Consider the following 18,130-nt stretch of genomic DNA (forward strand, 5'->3'; position numbering starts at 1 on the left):
ACTTTGTTAAGATATTATATCTTTTACGGAAAACCGTCTTTGTCTAGTAAACACACGATATATCGCTCGCAAATCACGATATATCGGCTTACTACTTAGTAACGATAGTGAGCAAAGGCTTTGTTGGCTTCTGCCATCCGGTGCGTCTCTTCACGCTTGCGAATTGCGTTTCCAGTTTCGTTAGCAGCATCCATTAATTCATTTGCCAGCCTGCTTGCCATTGTACGACCTGGTCTTGCCCTTGAAAACTGAACCAACCAACGCATTGCTAGGGTTGTCCCCCGTTCGGCACGCACTTCCATAGGCACTTGGTAGGTCGCCCCACCAACTCGGCGAGCTTTGACTTCTACCAAAGGCGTGGCGTTACGCACAGCTCTTTCAAAGGTTTCCAACGGATCGCCACCAGTCCGTTCCTCAATTGTTTTCATCGCATCATAAACAATGCGTGCTGCTAGAGATTTTTTGCCATGACGCATTATCCGCCTAACTATCATGCTGACAAGGCGACTGTTATATACCGAGTCAGGCGGAACCGGACGCTTTTGAATAACACCACGACGAGACATACTTAACCTTTAGTTTTGAATTGGCTACGAGATTCTATGCTTTATGCTATCGAACACCAGAAATTCTGAAAGGCAATTGCCCGTCATCAGACTTTCTTGGGTTGTTTTACTACAACTGCAGCTACCCTAACTGGCAAAAATTGCTGCCCTCAACTATTATGAGGCGACAAAATTATATACTGCGACTGAACTCTATTGAAAAAAACTTCCTTCAGCAAGTACATAATTGCTAGGCGTGTTGATTACATAGAGTTTTGCGTACTTTGAGCTTTACATCGGCAGATACAGTTGGTCAATCTTGTTAGACTCTCTGTACCAGTTTCACGCCTCGTCTCCCTGACCGACCGATGGGTATTACCAGAAAAATCCTATCGCGTTTTTATCCTGACTCTAAGCTAAGTTTTTAACAAATACACCTTGTTCGTAGAGTTGGACTTCCCGCGAACGGAAATTGATCTTACTTGATTGGTGTCAATAGGCGCTTTTGAATGTATTGATCACTGTTTTTACAGAATCATAGCCAAAAGCGCTTTCACGCCTATAAAGCAAGAACTAGACGCGATTAATCTTGTTTAATGCGATTAATCGCACCCGCTCTATTGTTTAGGACTTTTTAGGACGTTTTGTTCCATATTTGGAACGACCTTGCTTGCGGTCTTTGACTCCGGCTGTATCTAAAGTTCCACGGATAATGTGGTATCTCACGCCTGGTAAGTCCTTGACGCGACCGCCGCGAATCATCACAACAGAGTGTTCTTGTAAGTTATGACCAATTCCTGGAATGTAAGCTGTGACTTCAAATCCAGAGGTCAATCTTACCCTTGCTACTTTGCGTAGAGCTGAGTTTGGCTTTTTCGGTGTGGTCGTGTATACCCTAGTACAAACACCCCGACGTTGGGGGCATTGCTTTAGAGCTGGGGACTTGGTTTTCTGACGCGCTTGTTCGCGTTCGTTACGTATGAGCTGCTGTATAGTTGGCATGAGTTACAGCGCGAGAAGCTGCCTATAGTCTAAGTTTTAACAAATCCTGATTATATCTTTTTTTATGCTTTTGTGTCAAACTTTTTGATCACTCGTCATTCTTTGCTGAAAAGGAGTTACCACATCCACAAGTCGTTTTTGCTTGGGGGTTGTGGAAGCGAAAACCACCGCCCATCAAATCTTCTGAATAATCCAAAGTCAACCCCTTAATGTATTCTAAGCTTTGGGCATCAATAACGACTTGAATACCTTGTGAGTCAAAAACGCGCTCACCTACTTGTACCGCTTCATCAAAAGACATATCATAATACCACCCGGAACAACCACCTGTTTTGACAGCCAAACGAAACAAGACATTTGGCTGCTGCTTTGATTTTAATCGCCCTATTTCAGTTGCGGCAGCTTTGCTCAATTGAATCATAAAACTAGTAATACAATTGAAAGACCCATTTTATATTACAAGCGGGTTTGTAACAGTTAACCAAAAATCTTAATAAACCTCGATAAATAGTTAAAAAAATAAACCTGCCAAAAACCGGACACATGAGCTAAAAAACCCGGTTTTATCAAGAAACCGGGTTTCACACAAACAGGGCACACTTTGCCTGAGTTTCATGTCTTGCCTAAGCTAGCAGGAAATGAAACTCATCGGTATATTCATTTTTTCGCTCAAAGCCGTTAAAGCAGTGTAGATGACTTTACGAATTTTGCTCGCCCTATGATTTCTTTTTATCTTCAACACGGGCGTAGTCGTCCTGATAGCGGACAATATCATCTTCTCCTAAATATTCCCCATTTTGAACTTCAATCAAGACCAAGGGAATCACGCCAGGATTCTCTAATCGATGAGCTGTACAATGCGGTACATAAGTTGACTGATTATTGCTCAGCAAGACTTCTTGCTCACCACAAACAACCTTAGCTGTTCCAGAGACCACAATCCAATGTTCACTACGGTGGTGATGCATTTGCAAGCTGAGGCGGTGTCCGGGCTTAACTTCAATGCGCTTGATTTTATATCCACGTCCTTCTTCTAAAACAGTAAATGAACCCCAAGGGCGAAGTTCAGTAGCCGCCACGCCTCTTGGAGTAACAGCGGGCGGAAGGGGCAATGTGTTAGTCTGTGTTGCTTCTTGAAATTGAGCCATATTTACCTCATCTTGTGATACAACAAACCGTCAGAACTCTTTAACCATTGATGAAAAAACAAGGCACGAAGTTGCAATTGCGAAGATGAGCAATTCATACCACTTCTGCCAAAGATAGCAAAATCAGCTAGTAGAGTGTCATTAATAATCCCTGAAACTACTGTGTCTACACCAAGTCTTTATCAAGTCATATGGCAACTTATTGTTAGCTTTAAAGTCAAGGATCATTGGTTACTTATGTATCTATGAATTGTCAGTGGTTAGAGGTGAGTCATCAAAAAGTCTCACTAACTACTTCCTGCAAAAGCCTTAGCGGCGGGGTTGTAGGAAAATACCAATTCCGTTGTGAACACGAGCAGCAGTATTAGGAGAACGGTCAAGGAGTTGCCCTCCTAAGTAAAGACTCGTAGAACTGCCACCATCCAAATTAAGAGCATTTACGCATCCTAAAAGCTGCATGAGTTGGGCGTGTTCTGTTAAGGTAGGTCCTGCACCGCCAGCGCGATTATGTACAGCGGCAATAATCAGATTTCCTGTTGTCGTTGTGCAGATCCCACTGCGAACAGCCTTTTGGGCGATAAAGGCATCGCTAAATTTTTCGCCTTTGGCATCAAGGACAATTTGACGATTTTGCACAAGCAGTGGTCCTGCTCCCAGAATGTGTGGGTAACGGCTAAAATCAGCAGCAGCAGTGGAACTGGTCATTTTTACAGAAGAGCCAACGGGTAAGCTAGAAGCACTGCTCGTAGCCTTACCACGTAATGTTAGCAGGTAGCCATCTTGTGGTAATGGAACGGCAATTTCCCCAACTTTACCTCCTATTAACTGGTTGATAACCTGGTTTTTCTGGACAACGAGAATAATTTCGTTGTCAGTTAGGGGAGTGTAAGTTGCTCCCCATGCAGGGGTGTAACGGGCAATACCACTCTGAACGTAGCCACTGTTAAGAGTCAAAATTGGTAACTGTAAATTATTGTTACCAATTAGAGTTTCTAGCAGGTTGAGACGACCGATGTAAAATTGCCCAGAATCATTCCAGGCGATCGCTCCCCGGTTAAGAATGGGACCTGACAACCATTGACCATCCCGACGAATCGCACCCAGAGGTAATCGATTATTGCGGTTAAAATAACCACCATTAATTGCAGCAACTGCTGAGTATTGTTGTGCCGTTTGAATCAGGTGAGCAGTGCCTACTAAGGTGTTCGTGCTTGTCCAAATCGGTTTCAGTTTTATCCCTGAGGCGCGAGGATTCATTTCTAACCACACCACTGGAAAGCGTTGTTGACCTAAATTCACAAACCGCTGTCGCCATATCAACCCTGGTGCCCATGTAATATTTCTCTCCACCATCGCATCAGGTCGAATTTCAACAATCAAACGGTTGGGGTTAGGGACAGTGCTCACTCGAGGAGCTAAACCAAAAGGAACACTCAGACGAATTATTGTTTTATTATTAACTACCTCTACTTGCTGTATCAGTGATTCAGGTATTAATGAGGGAGATGAGGGAGGGAGGGAGGGAAAGAGGGATGAGGGGGATGAGGGGGATGAGGGGGATGAGGGGGATGAGGGAGAGGGGGGAGTATAGCGTTGTACCAACGTTGGATCTGCTATTGCATCAAGCGTAATTGTCCACTCTCTATTTGGTAGAGAGGAAGAAACTGGCGGTGATAAGGGAAGCTGTGTTAGGGAATTCTCCTTGTCTCGTTGTCCCCTTATCCCCTTGTCCTCTATTTGAGGTTGAAGTTTTCTTGCTGGTACCCCTTGTGTGATTTGCCAGGGGGTTGGGCGATCTAAATCTACGATCATGCGATCGCCGACAGGTTGCTTATCCTGATAAATCTTTGTGACTTTCGCGCTTGGTGTGGTAATTACTAACGTTTTACCATTAGCTTGCATCTGCCATTCGGCTGTTTTTGCTATATTTGTAATATCTAGATACCGATATCCTGTTGTAAGTAAACTCGTTAAAACGAGTGGTTTAGTATTAGATGAAAACCACTGTATTGGTTGTGTCGTTGGATTGCTAGTATCTAATAAATCTACACCGAATAATTGCTTAACTGCCCCGTCACTTAGATGAATACTCAACGAGCCTGTTTTTTGGCGTTGCTGCAACCAAGCCCCAGATAAGGTGTAACCATTAAGAGAAATTTGGGTACCATAGGAAATTACACCTAATAAAGCCGGAGGTGGAGGTGAGTGTTGACCAAGAGAACCTGGAGACCCAGAGACGTGTTGATGCGGAGAATTATCTGTGTTCCTGTGTCTTTGTGTCTCCGTCGTGCCAGTCTTTAATGAAGAAGACTGTGCTTTTGCATCTCTACAGGTAGCTGTTAAGCACAGTAGTGTCAAAAGTATGGGTGACACAAAAACCTTGACAAACCTACTATAACCTGCATTGAGAATAGCACTGCGGTGTTGCTGTCGGCAAAAAGTTAGTATTTCTCCCATAATTCGCAATATACTTCTATCTAAAAATAATTTCTTACGGCACTGAGTCACTCATTATCAGGTGTAGGGTATTAATGTAGGGAAATTTTTGAATTGCTTAATAGATCCTATATGTTAAAGCCGACACCCAGTTTCAACACACAAGCGTAGTGCGTAAGTTGTCAAAATCAAGAAATAATGACATGGGTTCTGATCTAGAACGGGATGTGATATTGTATATATGGGCTTTTTATCTTTATAAAACAACAAAAAATTTCTTCGGTACAAATCTCAAAATTACGAGCGCTAAGTAACATGAGCGCTACTGAGATATGACAGCAGTTTTCGTTGCCAGAATTGAAGTGATGAAATCTTCTGTGCTACCAAGCGAGTTGTTGTGCACGTAAAGTCATATTAGTAGCAACAGTGACAATGAGCAATCAATAAAATTTAGAAAAAATTAAGGATATATAGGATAGGAATTGTCAAATGGGTATATAGTGTAATACGCTGATTTTGTTGCCAAATCGGGATAATTTTAGATTTAAAACTAGTCAAGCCATATGTTTGAGTTTTTTCAGGTAAGCCGCGAAACGCTAGACCTGAAAAGTAAGTATCGTTCAACAACAGAGTATTGAGGAAATGGATGCCGACTCGAATTATAGATAAACAACGGTCGGAGTAAAAGTAATTTCCTTAACTCAGTATAAACACCAAAAATAACGAGACTATTTTAACACGGGTGAAGCAAAAATTAAACCCGAAGTTAAATTTTTTTTTCCCTAATTTTCAGTTATTCTGTATCTCTCGATATTTCTGCATCTCCTCATTTAGCAAAATTTTCCTAACAAAAAGTCGCAAAAATTGTAACCAAGACGTCAGGGATAGTCTATGAATCAAAAACGGATGAATCAAGAACAAAAAATGACATCATCAGATACTTCCTTAGGGTCTATCTATCCAGGACAAAGATGGCTCGTAGAAGAACGAGATGCATGTGGTGTGGGTTTTATTGCCCATCGCCAAAACTATGCTAGCTATGAAATCGTAGAAAAAGCTTTGGCTGCTTTGACGTGCCTAGAACACCGGGGCGGTTGTAGTGCAGATCAAGACTCTGGTGATGGCGCGGGAATATTGACCGCCATACCTTGGACGTTGTTCCAAGACGATTTTGCTAGGCGCGGGGTGCAACTCCCTAAGAGCGAAAACATTGCTGTGGGGATGATATTTTTACCACAAGATCCCGAAGCAGCGCAAAAGGCTCGTGCAACAGTTGAGCAAGTAGCAGAGTCGGAAAAATTGACTGTACTGGGTTGGCGAGTAGTGCCAGTGCAGCCTAAATTACTCGGGGTACAAGCAAGAGAAAATCAACCCCAAATTGAACAAATTTTTGTAGCGTCCGAAGAGAAAAGCGGCGATGAACTAGAACGGCATCTGTATATTACCCGCCGCCGAATTGGTCAAGCGCTCCGCAATTTCCTCAACTGCAACTGGTCTGAAGACTTTTACATGTGCTCGCTGTCAAGCCGCACAATTGTTTACAAAGGCATGGTGCGTTCAGCCGTATTAGGAGACTTCTATGAGGATTTAAAAAATCCGGCATACAAGAGCGCGTTTGCTGTATACCACCGGCGCTTTAGTACCAATACCATGCCTAAATGGCCTCTGGCTCAACCAATGCGACTTTTGGGTCACAACGGTGAAATCAACACCCTATTAGGTAACATCAACTGGATGATGGCACGAGAAGCCAGTTTGCATCATCCAATTTGGAAATCTCGCATTGATGAATTAAAACCGTTTGTTTACATTGACAACAGCGACTCAGCTACGTTAGACAACGTGTTAGAGTTGTTGGTGCGTTCTGGACGCAGCCCGCTGGAAGCCTTGATGATTATGGTTCCAGAGGCTTACCAGAATCAACCAGAGTTGCGTAATTCCCCGGAGATAATTGATTTCTACGAATACTACAGCGGTTTGCAAGAAGCCTGGGATGGGCCAGCATTGTTGGTGTTCGGTGATGGGCGCAAAGTTGGGGCAACACTAGACCGTAATGGCTTAAGACCTGCTCGTTACTGCATTACCAAGGATGACTACATTATTGTGGCTTCTGAAGCAGGAGTGGTGAACATAGACGAAGCCAACATCCTGGAAAAAGGCAGACTCGGACCAGGGCAAATGATTGCTGTGGATTTAGAAAGCCAAGAAGTGCTGAAGAATTGGGAGATTAAACAGCGCATTGCCAAACAGCAACCTTATGGGGAATGGTTGCGCCAGTACCGCCAAGAACTCAAGCAACTCGTGAGTGGTCAGTCAGCGGTGGTTAATGGTAATGGTGTCAAAGAGAATGGACATGGCAGCACTAACCAAAACGGACATTCCACCAACGAAATTGACAGACAAGCCTTGCTGCGACAGCAAATTGGCTTTGGATATACCACAGAAGATGTGGAAATGGTGATTCAGCCAATGGCAATGGAAGGCAAAGAGCCGACTTTCTGCATGGGGGATGATATTCCTTTAGCAGTGCTGTCAGAAAAACCCCACTTGCTTTATGACTATTTCAAACAGCGCTTTGCTCAAGTGACGAACCCACCGATTGACCCCTTGAGAGAAAGTCTGGTGATGTCTTTGAAAGTAGAATTGGGTGAGCGGGGTAACTTACTCGATCCCAAGCCAGAATATGCCAAGAGACTGAAGCTAGATTCACCAGTGATCGATGAGGCAGAATTGGAAGCTATCAAGCTGTCGGGATTTGCCACAGCACAGTTATCAACTCTATTTGAAATAGCCTCAGGTCCAGAAGGATTGAAAGCAGCAGTTCAGTCTTTACAAGCACAAGCCGCTGAATCGGTGAAGGCAGGAGCTAAAATACTGATTCTGAGTGATCGCGTAGGTCATGGCATTGATACTGAGTACACCTATATCCCTCCTCTGTTGGCAGTGGGTGCAGTACACCATCACTTGATCCGCGAAGGACTGCGGATGAAAACATCTCTGGTAGTCGAAACCGCCCAGTGCTGGAGTACTCATCACTTTGGGTGTCTGATTGGCTACGGTGCAGGTGCTGTTTGCCCGTACATGGCTTTGGATACCATACGTGATTGGTGGTTCGACCCGAAAACTCAACAGTTTATGGAACGGGGTAAAATCACTGCCATTAGCTTGGAGCAAGCTTTTGTCAACTATCGTAAGGCAGTAGAAAGTGGTTTGCTCAAAATTCTCTCCAAGATGGGGATTTCCTTGCTCTCCAGTTACCAAGCAGCGCAAATCTTTGAGGCTATTGGCATTGGTCAGGATTTATTAGAACTGGGATTCTATGGCACAACTTCCCGCATAGGTGGTCTTAGCGTAGGCGAACTAGCTCAAGAAGTTTTAGCAATCCATAGTAAGGCTTTCCCAGACCTGACAACCAAGAAGCTACAAAACCTTGGGTTTGTCAACTACCGTCCGAACGGTGAGTACCACATGAACAGCCCAGAACTTGCAAAAGCGCTGCATAAAGCAGTGGATGGGCAGAAGTACGACCACTACGAAGTTTATAAGAAGCACCTGGAAAATAGACCGTTAACAGCATTGCGTGATTTGCTAGATTTCCAGAGCGATCGCTCACCTATTTCTATTGAAGAAGTTGAGTCAGTGAGTGAGATTGTCAAGCGCTTCTGTACAGGTGGAATGTCGCTGGGAGCATTATCACGGGAAGCCCACGAAACTTTGGCGATCGCCATGAATCGTCTTGGTGGTAGATCCAATTCTGGGGAAGGTGGCGAAGATCCAGTACGATACAAAGTCCTGGATGATGTAGACGAAACACGTCACTCGCCAACTCTACCGCACTTGAAAGGATTGCGGAACGGCGACACTGCTTCGAGTGCGATTAAACAAGTGGCATCAGGACGCTTTGGTGTAACGCCAGAGTACCTGATGAGCGCTAAACAAATTGAAATTAAAATCGCCCAAGGTGCAAAACCAGGAGAAGGTGGACAACTCCCAGGAGCAAAAGTTAGCCCCTATATTGCGATGTTGCGGCGTTCTAAACCCGGAGTGACGCTGATTTCACCACCACCACACCACGATATTTATTCGATTGAAGACCTAGCACAGCTCATTTTTGACCTGCACCAAATTAACCCGAAAGCACAGGTGTCGGTGAAGTTGGTCGCAGAAATTGGTATCGGTACGATCGCCGCTGGTGTCGCGAAGGCAAACGCCGATATCATCCAGGTTTCTGGTCACGACGGCGGTACAGGAGCCTCGCCATTAAGTTCAATTAAGCACGCTGGTTCACCGTGGGAGCTCGGATTGACAGAAGTGCATCGCGTGTTGATGGAAAATAGCCTGCGCGATCGCGTAATTTTGCGCGTAGATGGTGGCTTAAAGAGTGGTTGGGATGTGCTGATGGGCGCATTGATGGGCGCAGAAGAATTTGGCTTCGGTTCGATTGCCATGATTGCCGAAGGTTGTATCATGGCGCGGATCTGCCACACCAATAATTGTCCTGTAGGTGTCGCCTCTCAGAAAGAAGAACTGCGCAAGCGGTTTACCGGAATGCCAGAACACGTTGTTAACTTCTTCTACTTCATAGCTGAAGAAGTTCGTAGTCTCTTAGCAAGGCTTGGCTACCGTTCTTTGTCAGAAGTCGTTGGACGTGCCGATTTGTTGAAGGTTCGAGAAGACTCACATATCACAAAGACGCAATCGCTCAACCTAGATTGTTTGCTTGGGCTACCAGAGACAAAAGAAAACCGCAGTTGGTTGGTGCATGAAGAAGTTCATAGCAACGGCGTGGTTTTGGATGACCAATTGCTTGCCGATCCCGACATTCAAGCTGCCATTCGCAACCAGTCTTCTGTGAGCAAAACAGTAGCGGTTGTCAACACCGACAGAACTATTGGCACACGGTTAGCAGGGGCGATCGCATCCCTTTATGGCGACAATGGTTTTGAAGGACAAATTAACCTCAACTTCCAAGGAAGCGTTGGGCAAAGCTTTGGTGCCTTCAACCTTCCTGGTATGTTCCTCACCTTGGAAGGAGAAGCAAACGACTACGTAGGTAAAGGGATGCACGGTGGTGAAATCATCATCAAACCCCCTACAAATGCCAGTTATAACCCTGCACAAAACGTGATTATTGGCAATACCTGCCTTTACGGTGCTACAGGTGGCGTTTTGTTTGCTCAAGGCTTAGCCGGAGAACGTTTTGCTGTACGTAACTCCAAAGGTACGGCAGTGATTGAGGGAGCAGGGGATCACTGCTGTGAGTACATGACTGGTGGTATAATTGTCGTCTTAGGAAAAGTCGGACGCAACGTTGCGGCTGGAATGACCGGTGGGCTTGCCTACTTCTTAGATGAAGACGGTATGTTCCCTGAGTTAGTCAACCGAGAAATTGTCAAACTCCAACGAGTCATAACCTCATCTGGTGAGAAGCAACTGCAAGAGTTAATTAAAACTCATGCTGAACGTACCGGTTCACAAAAGGCGAAGATGATTCTAGAAAATTGGCAAGAATTCTTGCCCAAGTTCTGGCAATTGGTTCCGCCTTCTGAAGCTAATAGTCCAGAAGCCAATCCCCAAGCTGTGGAAGAAAAACAGCTTGTTAGTTATTAGCGATGAATGACTAGCTGACAGATGCTAAAAATTAGAGGGTATGGCAAAGCCATACCCTCTAATTTTTACTGCTAGAGCGTTCAGAGTTAAGTCAAGGGGACAGTTCTTATACTAAGTACAGGTTTGCATTAATACGAGCGCGAATTTCTCCATCATCTGTGCCGCTGTATATGACCATTTGATGGGCTTGGCAGACTCATTATGACGAGTAATAAAATCAGTGATGCTCTGCTGCAGTGTCTTAAGGTTGGGAAAATCATTGGGGGTCAATAATTTACGTTGTAAAATACTGAACCAAATTTCAATCTGGGAGAACCTTGAGGCGTACTTCGGTAACCAGACAGCTTCTACTGTAAAAGCCCAACCTTCCTCCTGTTGCTTCTGATTTAACCAAACCTGTAATTGTTTGGGAGCATGAGTCGAGCCATTGTCGAGAATCAAATAGATATGACGTACTCCTCGGTGGATGGCTTCTGGTATCAACACCTCAAGCAGAAATGCTTGAAAATCAAGGAACGTTTTAGTTGGGCGACAACAGCCATAAACCAGTCCCTCCGCTACACTCAAAGCAGCAAAAAGATGTAACGCTCCTTTTCGCGAATATCTTGAGGCAAAATGAACTGGTTGCTTGACACCCGCCGGCCTGCTTGGGTGCAGACCTTCTCGTGCCTGGATGGAAGTTTTCTCATCTACGCATACCACCCAAAATCCGGCGTTAATTAAAAATTGTGCCTGAGCATACAGTTTGAGTACAGGAGTCGCTTTGGCAACAAAATTATCATCAATACGATGCATCCAAGCATGGAACCGCCAAGGTTTTATCCGCTCAGATTTTAGCCATCGCCAGACTGTTGAAGTAGCTATCGAGACTACAATGCCTAGTGTGACGCGCAGGTGCGCCAATGTCGCTACAACTCCACCTTGCCAAGGATACATCAAAATCTGTTGGTTTGCTACAAGCGATCGCACTCACTTGTGCTCTGACAATTGCTTGAAATATGCGAGGTCGTCCTGGACGTGGTGCTTCTTCCAAATTACGAGTTTGACACCAACGTTTACGCCATTTACGCACGAGGGCGGGTGAACAACCTATAGTTTGTGCGAATGAGTGCATCCGTCCAATCTGGATTTTCAGCAACAGTCAGTATGATTTTGGCTCGTAAGGCGAGTGCTTTGACCTGTTTTGCGGGCGTTAGCGAAGCTCCTCCCTTTGGGAGGCTCGCTTGTTGCTGCAACAGCCTTTTTTCGTCTTCTGTCAGTTGCACAGAGTAAGTTTTTTGCCGACCAATCATAATCCTGAATGCTTGAGGGAGGTGAATCCATGCTCACCCTATCGCCAAAAGTTTTCAAGAGTCAATTCGCTACGAACTTATGCAAACCTGTACTAAGTTGCATTCATACGTATCACCTCACCCCCTCTCCTTACTAACTATGCATTATCGAGATATTTCTTAACATTTTTGAAACCCTTGCTATACAAAGCTTATAAAGGTTGACTTTTCGGCAGGACTTGACAATTGACCACTCATAATTCTTAGGAAAAGAGCATTTTTATTGAGAATGTATCACCTAGATATTAGGGTTTGATGGTTGGTGAGCGCTTAGTACAAATACCAAAATCTGTACATAACTAATCAAGGAGATATTATTCATGTCACAGAGAATCGCGTGGATTGATTGTTGGAAGGGTATAGCCATAATTACAGTTGTTGTAAGTCACATAATAGAACCATTATCAAAATATCTTTTCTGGTTTCATATGCCCCTTTTCTTCTTTATGAGCGGATATCTCTATAGAAATAAATCTGATTATTTTGCTTATTTTAAGAGGAAGTTTTTTCATCTTCTCATTCCTTATCTATCGTTTCTTATTTTACTAAGTAGCCATAAATATGCCTCTTATATATTAAAGATTTGGCAACAAAAAGGAAATTCTTCAATAAATGAAGTTCTGAAATTTACTTTTAATTTGGTATATGGAGGAGAAAATATAACGGGTTCTCTAGGTATATTTTGGTTTGTAACCTGTTTATTTTTAACGCAACAGTTATATAATTTGCTTTACTCCAGATTTGGAGCTAATCGTTGGTTAATGATAACAATTGTGCTCGGCTCTTACTGTTTAGCAATGATAAATTGTTGGTTTATGCAAAATATTTCATTTCCTTGGAGCATGAATGTGGTTGCAATGGCACTGCCGTTCTATTGGATAGGACGGCAGCTAGCTCTTCAATTAATCATGCTAAAGCAGCGATACTATCAATCGTAATAATTGTTGTAGCACTTGTAATTGATAATTGGACTTTATTGGATGTAACATTTAATATGAAGTATAGAAGATATGGAGTAGTCATTTTTAATGTTGTCATAGCCTTAGCTGGCATTATTATTGTTCAACAGTTAGCAAAAATACTTTATTAAAAAAATTACATTGGCAGTGCTTTAAGTGGAAATAGGTAAAGCTTCTATGATAATTATGTATCTGCATCAAATCATTCAATTGAATATGAACAAAACCCTAATTCTAAACAACGAAATTATTAGATTAATAGCTGGGTTACTTATTCCATATGTTCTATACAAAATTATTAATAATTATTCAATTATGCGAAAAATATTTCTGGGAGACTTTGCAACTAATAGAGTTGTTAAAATCCCAGATATTTCAAAAGCCTAAATCTCCAATAGTAACTAATGATTATTGCTTTTTCTTTGCTGCCGCCAACTGTAGTTCTTGCTCTTCTATTTGTAAGAGTTCTGGTACAGTGACAAAACGATAGCCTTGCTTTCTAAAATGGTTGATGATTTGTGGTAAAGCCTCAACAGTGTGGGAACGATTCCCGCCTCCATCATGCATCAAAACAATACCACCAGGTTTTGACTGTTTAGTCACGTTACGAATTAACCTTGGCACAGCCGGACGACTGTAGTCTACCGAGTCAGCAGACCACATGATGATCGCGTAGTTTTTGTTTCTAGCGTAATCAACCACGCCATTATGCATGATTCCCCCAGGTGGACGGAACAGAGTTGTTTTAACACCTGTAGTTTGATAGATAAGGTTTGATGTACTGTCAATTTCAAAGGCAGCTGCCTGTGGATTAAAGTAGTGATACCAATGATGCCAAGTATGGTTGCCAAGGACATGACCTTCAAGGGCAATTCGCTTCCCTAATTCTGGATAAGTCTTCAGCATCTGTCCGACAACGAAGAATGTAGCCTTTATATTATTTTTTTTCAGAATATCTAGTATTTGTGCGGTAGACTCCTCCCAAGGACCATCATCGAAGGTGAGCGCAATAACTTTTTCCCCTTTTGTCAGTTTTGCATTCGCGATAACTGCACCTTGAAAGCGCGATGGTACAGTATGTGATAGCCCCTTTACATTTGCTTCTTGCTGCCAACTTGTCAGCATCGCCGCCTTGAATTTTTCAATGCGCTGTTGAGTTCCTACTTTGGCTGCTGTATCCTTGACATTTGTAGCTTGTTTTGTCTGACCTTTTGAAGCATTTGGGTTTACAGGCATGACCAAACCAACGCTTAAACTAGCACAAAAGGCAACTAGGGCAATCAGTATTCCATGCGACCAAACATACGACTTATTCGTTTCCACGTCAAAGCTCCTTAAGGTGGAATCATGAGTTATGTGTCTAACAGTGCGCTTCAGCACATTTTCTCTAGATATTAGTTACCTAGACGCTTTCTGTTAATCCTGAAAATTTAAAGATAGATTAACAGAAATATAAGAATTAAGCTGATAAATAAGACAGTTTTAAATAAAACTAAGACTATTTAGCTTTAAACTACCATATCTAGTAATAGTTATAAATATGATAAATCCTAGGCATAAACAATGTTTTGTGTTGTTGAATTTGAAGCATCAGTTGTATAGATGACATTGTATATTCTACTGCTAAAAGTTATTTATGCTTGAAAAAAAAATGTTAATTCTTTAACTGAGTGTTTGTTACCTTTAGCCCTGTACTGAGTAGTAGACGGTAACAAGCTTAATAGAGTTTCTGATTGTCAAAAGTAATTTTTTCTTAAACGCAGAGTTTACCAAGAAGAATGGTTTTCTCAGTACAATTAAGCCGATATTTATGTAACATTTTTTCAGATACTGAGATTTTAGCTATCGAAGTTATGAGCTATTTTGAATGATTTTCCTGGCTTTACTGTTAAAGGCTTAACCACAAATTTCTTTACGGTTATTACTTTATTCTTATTCCAATCCCAAATGTATGTTTTCAGTACATACACGGAAAATATTAAATATATATGACTTAATTATATTTAATTCTGAAATCAAGAAGGTGTATTCATTAAAGCATATTATTTTTTCAAAGTGTGTAAGTTTGTCTAGTAATAAATAAAATTTATATCCGAAGAAAAATTGCTATTTTAAAGATACTATGAAGTTAACTTAAAATAAACTTAAGTAAGATTTCCCTCAGTACCACATTTGGTTTGAGGATAGTACTAGTTAATTTTGAAGTATTCCTACTTGCTTAAGTTAGACACCATTGCGAAAAACTTTTTTCACAAACAGATGTACCCCATCTCGTTGGTAACGCACTTGAAACAACTGAGTATTGTTGATTTGATTGACTAAGTTAGCCGCAAACTCTTGATCGCTTTGCCAGCCAGGATGAGTTACATCCAACAGTATATAATCAAACTCTGCTAAATTATCTGGTGGTGAGTAGACACTTGTTAACTTGACCACTGGTCTCTGGGTTAGATGCGGAGCAATCTCAGCAGTTGTCAAAACAGCTCCTTTTGTTTGAACGAGGGCGATCGCTTGGCGTGTGGCTTGCCAAGTATCCAATGAATCTACGTAAATAGAGGCGAAGTAGCCGTATTTGGCTAAAGCCATAAAAGCTACTAAAGACCACAGTATAATTTGTCGTTTGTTGCGTAACCATCCCCGACCCGCTGCTAGGGTGGAAATGACGGTTAACACAAGAAATGGAACGAGTGGTAGAGAATACTGGCGGATCAAGTCTTTTTGCAAAGAACTGTCACTAAGAAGGTTGATAGCTAAAGTAGGAATAGCACCAACCAAAGGCTGCAACCCTTGTAGCGAAAGCCCCCAAATCACAGGTGCAAATAAAAGCAGCAAATACCCTAGGTTTCCTAATGAAAAAATTTGTCCTAAAATCAGTCCTGGTTTTAGCAGTAAATTTTGAGCAGCCTCCGAAAAAGAGTGTCCTAAATAGGCATACCGAGTAATATGACGTTCCACTGACGCGTCTTGACCACCAAAAAAGGGAATGACGATTTTGGTTGCAATCACAAACCAAGTTATACCGCACAGTAGAGCGATCGCACCGTATCGTCGCTTCTTTTCAAATACCAGCAGCCAGACTCCCATTGCTGCAACTGTCAGAGACAATACAGCTTTACATCCCAACACTAGGACGATACATAAACAAAACCACCAAATGCGATTCACTCTAGCTGCTAAAACCGCCCCTAACAATGCTGGCACAGCTATGACTTCTGGGTGGAAATCAAAAAGATTAATATTATACACCAGTGGATACAGCAGATACACCGCAGCGACTGCTATAGATTGCTGCACCGTTAGACCAGCATGACGCGCTAAATGCCATGTAGGTAAAGCACCTAAAGCCAAAGCAGCTGCTTGCACTGCAAAAAACCAGTACACACTGGGATATATTTTGTAAAATAAGGCTAAAAGATAAAAAATCCAAGCAGCATGGTCACCCAGAATGTGGAAACCAATAAAAGAAGAAAGAGGTGGCTGTCCTTGGCTAATTAAGTAAACTGCCTGATCAAAAATTCCTAAGTCATAAGCAGTTGATTGAAATAGCTCATGTCTTAAACTGCTGCACGCAAATAAAATGAACGCACTCACGCCAATCATCCAAATTATAGGATGAGACGAAATCAATTTTTTCATCATCACTTTCTCACTCCCTGTTTCCCTCACTCCCTCATCCCCCTCATCCCCCTCATCCCCCTCATCCCCCTGTTTCCCTCACTCCCTCACTTTCTCACTCCCTCATCCCCCTGATCTACCCTGCCCAAAGTTCTTGGGCAAATCGAATAGAGAAGCTTGCAAGTAAGATAGTAAAAAACAACAGCGTCAGATAACCCCAACGAGGATAGCGAGACAATAATACACCGAGAGCTACACTTGGAGACACAATACCGTACACGAGACGACTCAAAGAGATAGTACTTCCAGATGCTAGCAACAAACCTATACCGCAGAAGCCATAAATCACAGTGACTGGAGTCAATTGAGTGCGTAATTGCCATAACAGGTAAGCACTCCCAAAAACAGCGACAGTGTTAATCAAAGGATCGCCTGCGAGTATCCACAAAAGAAAGAATAAAGCAGCAAAGCCGTAGTCCACTTTCTGTGAACTGAACTGTTTACGGAAGTGCCATAAACAATAGCCGATGCCAGTAATCATTGTTAATAACAAGGGATGCAGAGGGTCTTTGATCCCGCCATGCTTCCAATTAAATGTCCCAATTGTCACTTGCATGATCATTTTCCACCAACCCTGCCAATCAAAACCCAGCGAGGGACGCCATGCCTGTTGTGCGTGGATAAACGCCAAAGGGTCGCCAAATTGAATCGTACAGTATATGCTGAAAAAAACTAGTCCAGTAGCAGCGGCAAAAGACGCAAGGTAAGCAATAGGGGGTCTGCGTTGTTTCCAGGCTGCGATCGCAAACGCCCCGATCAGTGCGATACCTGTTGGACGTGTTGCTGTTGCCATTGCACCCCAAAACGCAGTCCAGCCATACTCCTGTTTATCAAAGGCTCGCAAAGCTGCCGTACTCAAAAATAGATATAGCCCCTCAGTGTAAATGACCGCTGCAAATAACGATAATGGGCACCAAGCCACCACAGCAGTAACCCACCGCGCCACACTTTCACCATATTGTTCCTTAACCCAAAAGTATAAAAAGTAAAGCGCCGCGAAAAAAGCCAGGTTGTTGACTAACGTCCCAGCCACTTCAAACGGCAAACCCAAGTTCATCAAAACTCGGATGATTAAAGGAAACAGGGGAAAGAAAGCAAGGGTGTGTGTCTTGCCATCGTTAACGAATTCATACCCAGAGGTGGCAATGATGCGGTAATGTTCACTATCCCAACCATGAAACACCCCCCAACCAAATGTGGTAGCAATCAATCCTGGTGGTGCTGGCAGCAATGGCGCAATCAATAACATTGCAATCCAGATCAGGAGTCGGCTGGCAAGCCACATTGCTGCTGGAAACACGAGAGTTTTTGTCCATAAAGCTTTGCTCAAAAATATCTGACCTTTAGTCATAAGTGGGGTGTAATACCGTTTCACTTTAAGGTTAGAAGATGGTGGGCAGCAGTTCTTGAGCAGGGGAAAAAGA

Annotated in this window: 13 protein-coding genes; 2 read left to right on the forward strand and 11 right to left on the reverse strand. The window is 42.9% G+C overall.

Annotation, left to right across the window (positions count from 1 at the left end):
• Nucleotides 1–95 precede the first annotated feature (95 nt).
• From rpsG to ACM0OZ_RS07250, 5 genes are all read right to left on the reverse strand, one after another.
• On the reverse strand, nucleotides 96–566 hold the full coding sequence (rpsG, locus tag ACM0OZ_RS07230; protein ID WP_096568076.1) for a 30S ribosomal protein S7: 471 nt from the start codon (nucleotides 564–566) through the stop codon (nucleotides 96–98).
• 603 nt (nucleotides 567–1,169) lie between these two features.
• The gene (gene rpsL / locus ACM0OZ_RS07235) at nucleotides 1,170–1,547 is read right to left on the reverse strand and encodes a 30S ribosomal protein S12 (RefSeq protein ID WP_041036533.1); all 378 of its coding nucleotides are present in this window, start codon (nucleotides 1,545–1,547) and stop codon (nucleotides 1,170–1,172) included.
• A gap of 88 nt (nucleotides 1,548–1,635) precedes the next feature.
• The gene (locus ACM0OZ_RS07240) at nucleotides 1,636–1,968 is read right to left on the reverse strand and encodes a HesB/IscA family protein (RefSeq protein WP_414582115.1); all 333 of its coding nucleotides are present in this window, start codon (nucleotides 1,966–1,968) and stop codon (nucleotides 1,636–1,638) included.
• A 295-nt stretch (nucleotides 1,969–2,263) separates the two neighbouring features.
• Complete coding sequence (locus ACM0OZ_RS07245) at nucleotides 2,264–2,695, reverse strand: phosphomannose isomerase type II C-terminal cupin domain (protein WP_414582116.1); 432 nt, start codon at nucleotides 2,693–2,695, stop codon at nucleotides 2,264–2,266.
• 309 nt (nucleotides 2,696–3,004) lie between these two features.
• Nucleotides 3,005–5,152: a phosphodiester glycosidase family protein gene (locus tag ACM0OZ_RS07250; protein ID WP_414582117.1), complete on the reverse strand. Its 2,148-nt coding sequence runs from the start codon at nucleotides 5,150–5,152 to the stop codon at nucleotides 3,005–3,007.
• Nucleotides 5,153–6,022: 870 nt separating this feature from the next.
• Here ACM0OZ_RS07250 and ACM0OZ_RS07255 point away from each other — a divergent pair.
• A complete protein-coding gene (locus tag ACM0OZ_RS07255) occupies nucleotides 6,023–10,741 on the forward strand; it encodes a glutamate synthase-related protein (protein WP_414582118.1) in 4,719 nt (1,572 codons plus the stop codon).
• Nucleotides 10,742–10,852: 111 nt separating this feature from the next.
• Here ACM0OZ_RS07255 and ACM0OZ_RS07260 read toward each other — a convergent pair whose 3' ends face one another.
• Genes ACM0OZ_RS07260 through ACM0OZ_RS07270 form a run of 3 tightly spaced genes read right to left on the reverse strand, consistent with a single transcriptional unit; the run spans nucleotide 10,853 to nucleotide 12,033 of the window.
• Entirely contained in the window at nucleotides 10,853–11,677 is an 825-nt protein-coding gene (locus ACM0OZ_RS07260; protein ID WP_414582119.1) for an IS630 family transposase, read from the reverse strand.
• The gene (locus ACM0OZ_RS07265) at nucleotides 11,568–11,855 is read right to left on the reverse strand and encodes a helix-turn-helix domain-containing protein (RefSeq protein WP_414582120.1); all 288 of its coding nucleotides are present in this window, start codon (nucleotides 11,853–11,855) and stop codon (nucleotides 11,568–11,570) included. Before ACM0OZ_RS07265 ends, ACM0OZ_RS07260 begins: the two co-directional genes overlap by 110 nt.
• Nucleotides 11,806–12,033: a hypothetical protein gene (locus ACM0OZ_RS07270; RefSeq protein ID WP_414582121.1), complete on the reverse strand. Its 228-nt coding sequence runs from the start codon at nucleotides 12,031–12,033 to the stop codon at nucleotides 11,806–11,808. Before ACM0OZ_RS07270 ends, ACM0OZ_RS07265 begins: the two co-directional genes overlap by 50 nt.
• 359 nt (nucleotides 12,034–12,392) lie before the next feature.
• Here ACM0OZ_RS07270 and ACM0OZ_RS07275 point away from each other — a divergent pair, with 359 nt between their 5' ends.
• Nucleotides 12,393–13,010: an acyltransferase family protein gene (locus ACM0OZ_RS07275; RefSeq protein ID WP_414582122.1), complete on the forward strand. Its 618-nt coding sequence runs from the start codon at nucleotides 12,393–12,395 to the stop codon at nucleotides 13,008–13,010.
• 429 nt (nucleotides 13,011–13,439) lie between these two features.
• On the opposite strand, the gene ACM0OZ_RS07280 is transcribed toward ACM0OZ_RS07275, so the two are convergent.
• From ACM0OZ_RS07280 to ACM0OZ_RS07290, 3 genes are all read right to left on the reverse strand, one after another.
• Nucleotides 13,440–14,354, reverse strand: a complete 915-nt coding sequence (locus ACM0OZ_RS07280) for a polysaccharide deacetylase family protein (RefSeq protein WP_414582123.1) — start codon at nucleotides 14,352–14,354, stop codon at nucleotides 13,440–13,442.
• A 900-nt stretch (nucleotides 14,355–15,254) separates the two neighbouring features.
• Complete coding sequence (locus ACM0OZ_RS07285; RefSeq protein ID WP_414582124.1) at nucleotides 15,255–16,670, reverse strand: DUF2079 domain-containing protein; 1,416 nt, start codon at nucleotides 16,668–16,670, stop codon at nucleotides 15,255–15,257.
• A gap of 112 nt (nucleotides 16,671–16,782) precedes the next feature.
• On the reverse strand, nucleotides 16,783–18,057 hold the full coding sequence (locus ACM0OZ_RS07290; protein ID WP_414582125.1) for a mannosyltransferase family protein: 1,275 nt from the start codon (nucleotides 18,055–18,057) through the stop codon (nucleotides 16,783–16,785).
• Nucleotides 18,058–18,130 lie beyond the last annotated feature (73 nt).

The organism is Scytonema sp. PCC 10023, assembly GCF_963920835.1.
Classification (GTDB): domain Bacteria; phylum Cyanobacteriota; class Cyanobacteriia; order Cyanobacteriales; family Nostocaceae; genus Kalymmatonema.

Coding starts and splice junctions, on each gene's coding strand:
- ACM0OZ_RS07240 (WP_414582115.1), bottom strand. CDS start 1,968: ATGATTCAATTGAGCAAAGCTGCCGCAACTGAAATAGGGCGATTAAAA.
- ACM0OZ_RS07285 (WP_414582124.1), bottom strand. CDS start 16,670: ATGATGAAAAAATTGATTTCGTCTCATCCTATAATTTGGATGATTGGC.
- ACM0OZ_RS07270 (WP_414582121.1), bottom strand. CDS start 12,033: ATGATTGGTCGGCAAAAAACTTACTCTGTGCAACTGACAGAAGACGAA.
- ACM0OZ_RS07290 (WP_414582125.1), bottom strand. CDS start 18,057: ATGACTAAAGGTCAGATATTTTTGAGCAAAGCTTTATGGACAAAAACT.
- ACM0OZ_RS07260 (WP_414582119.1), bottom strand. CDS start 11,677: ATGTATCCTTGGCAAGGTGGAGTTGTAGCGACATTGGCGCACCTGCGC.
- ACM0OZ_RS07250 (WP_414582117.1), bottom strand. CDS start 5,152: ATGGGAGAAATACTAACTTTTTGCCGACAGCAACACCGCAGTGCTATT.
- ACM0OZ_RS07255 (WP_414582118.1), top strand. CDS start 6,023: ATGAATCAAAAACGGATGAATCAAGAACAAAAAATGACATCATCAGAT.
- ACM0OZ_RS07265 (WP_414582120.1), bottom strand. CDS start 11,855: ATGCACTCATTCGCACAAACTATAGGTTGTTCACCCGCCCTCGTGCGT.
- ACM0OZ_RS07245 (WP_414582116.1), bottom strand. CDS start 2,695: ATGGCTCAATTTCAAGAAGCAACACAGACTAACACATTGCCCCTTCCG.
- rpsG (WP_096568076.1), bottom strand. CDS start 566: ATGTCTCGTCGTGGTGTTATTCAAAAGCGTCCGGTTCCGCCTGACTCG.
- rpsL (WP_041036533.1), bottom strand. CDS start 1,547: ATGCCAACTATACAGCAGCTCATACGTAACGAACGCGAACAAGCGCGT.
- ACM0OZ_RS07275 (WP_414582122.1), top strand. CDS start 12,393: ATGTCACAGAGAATCGCGTGGATTGATTGTTGGAAGGGTATAGCCATA.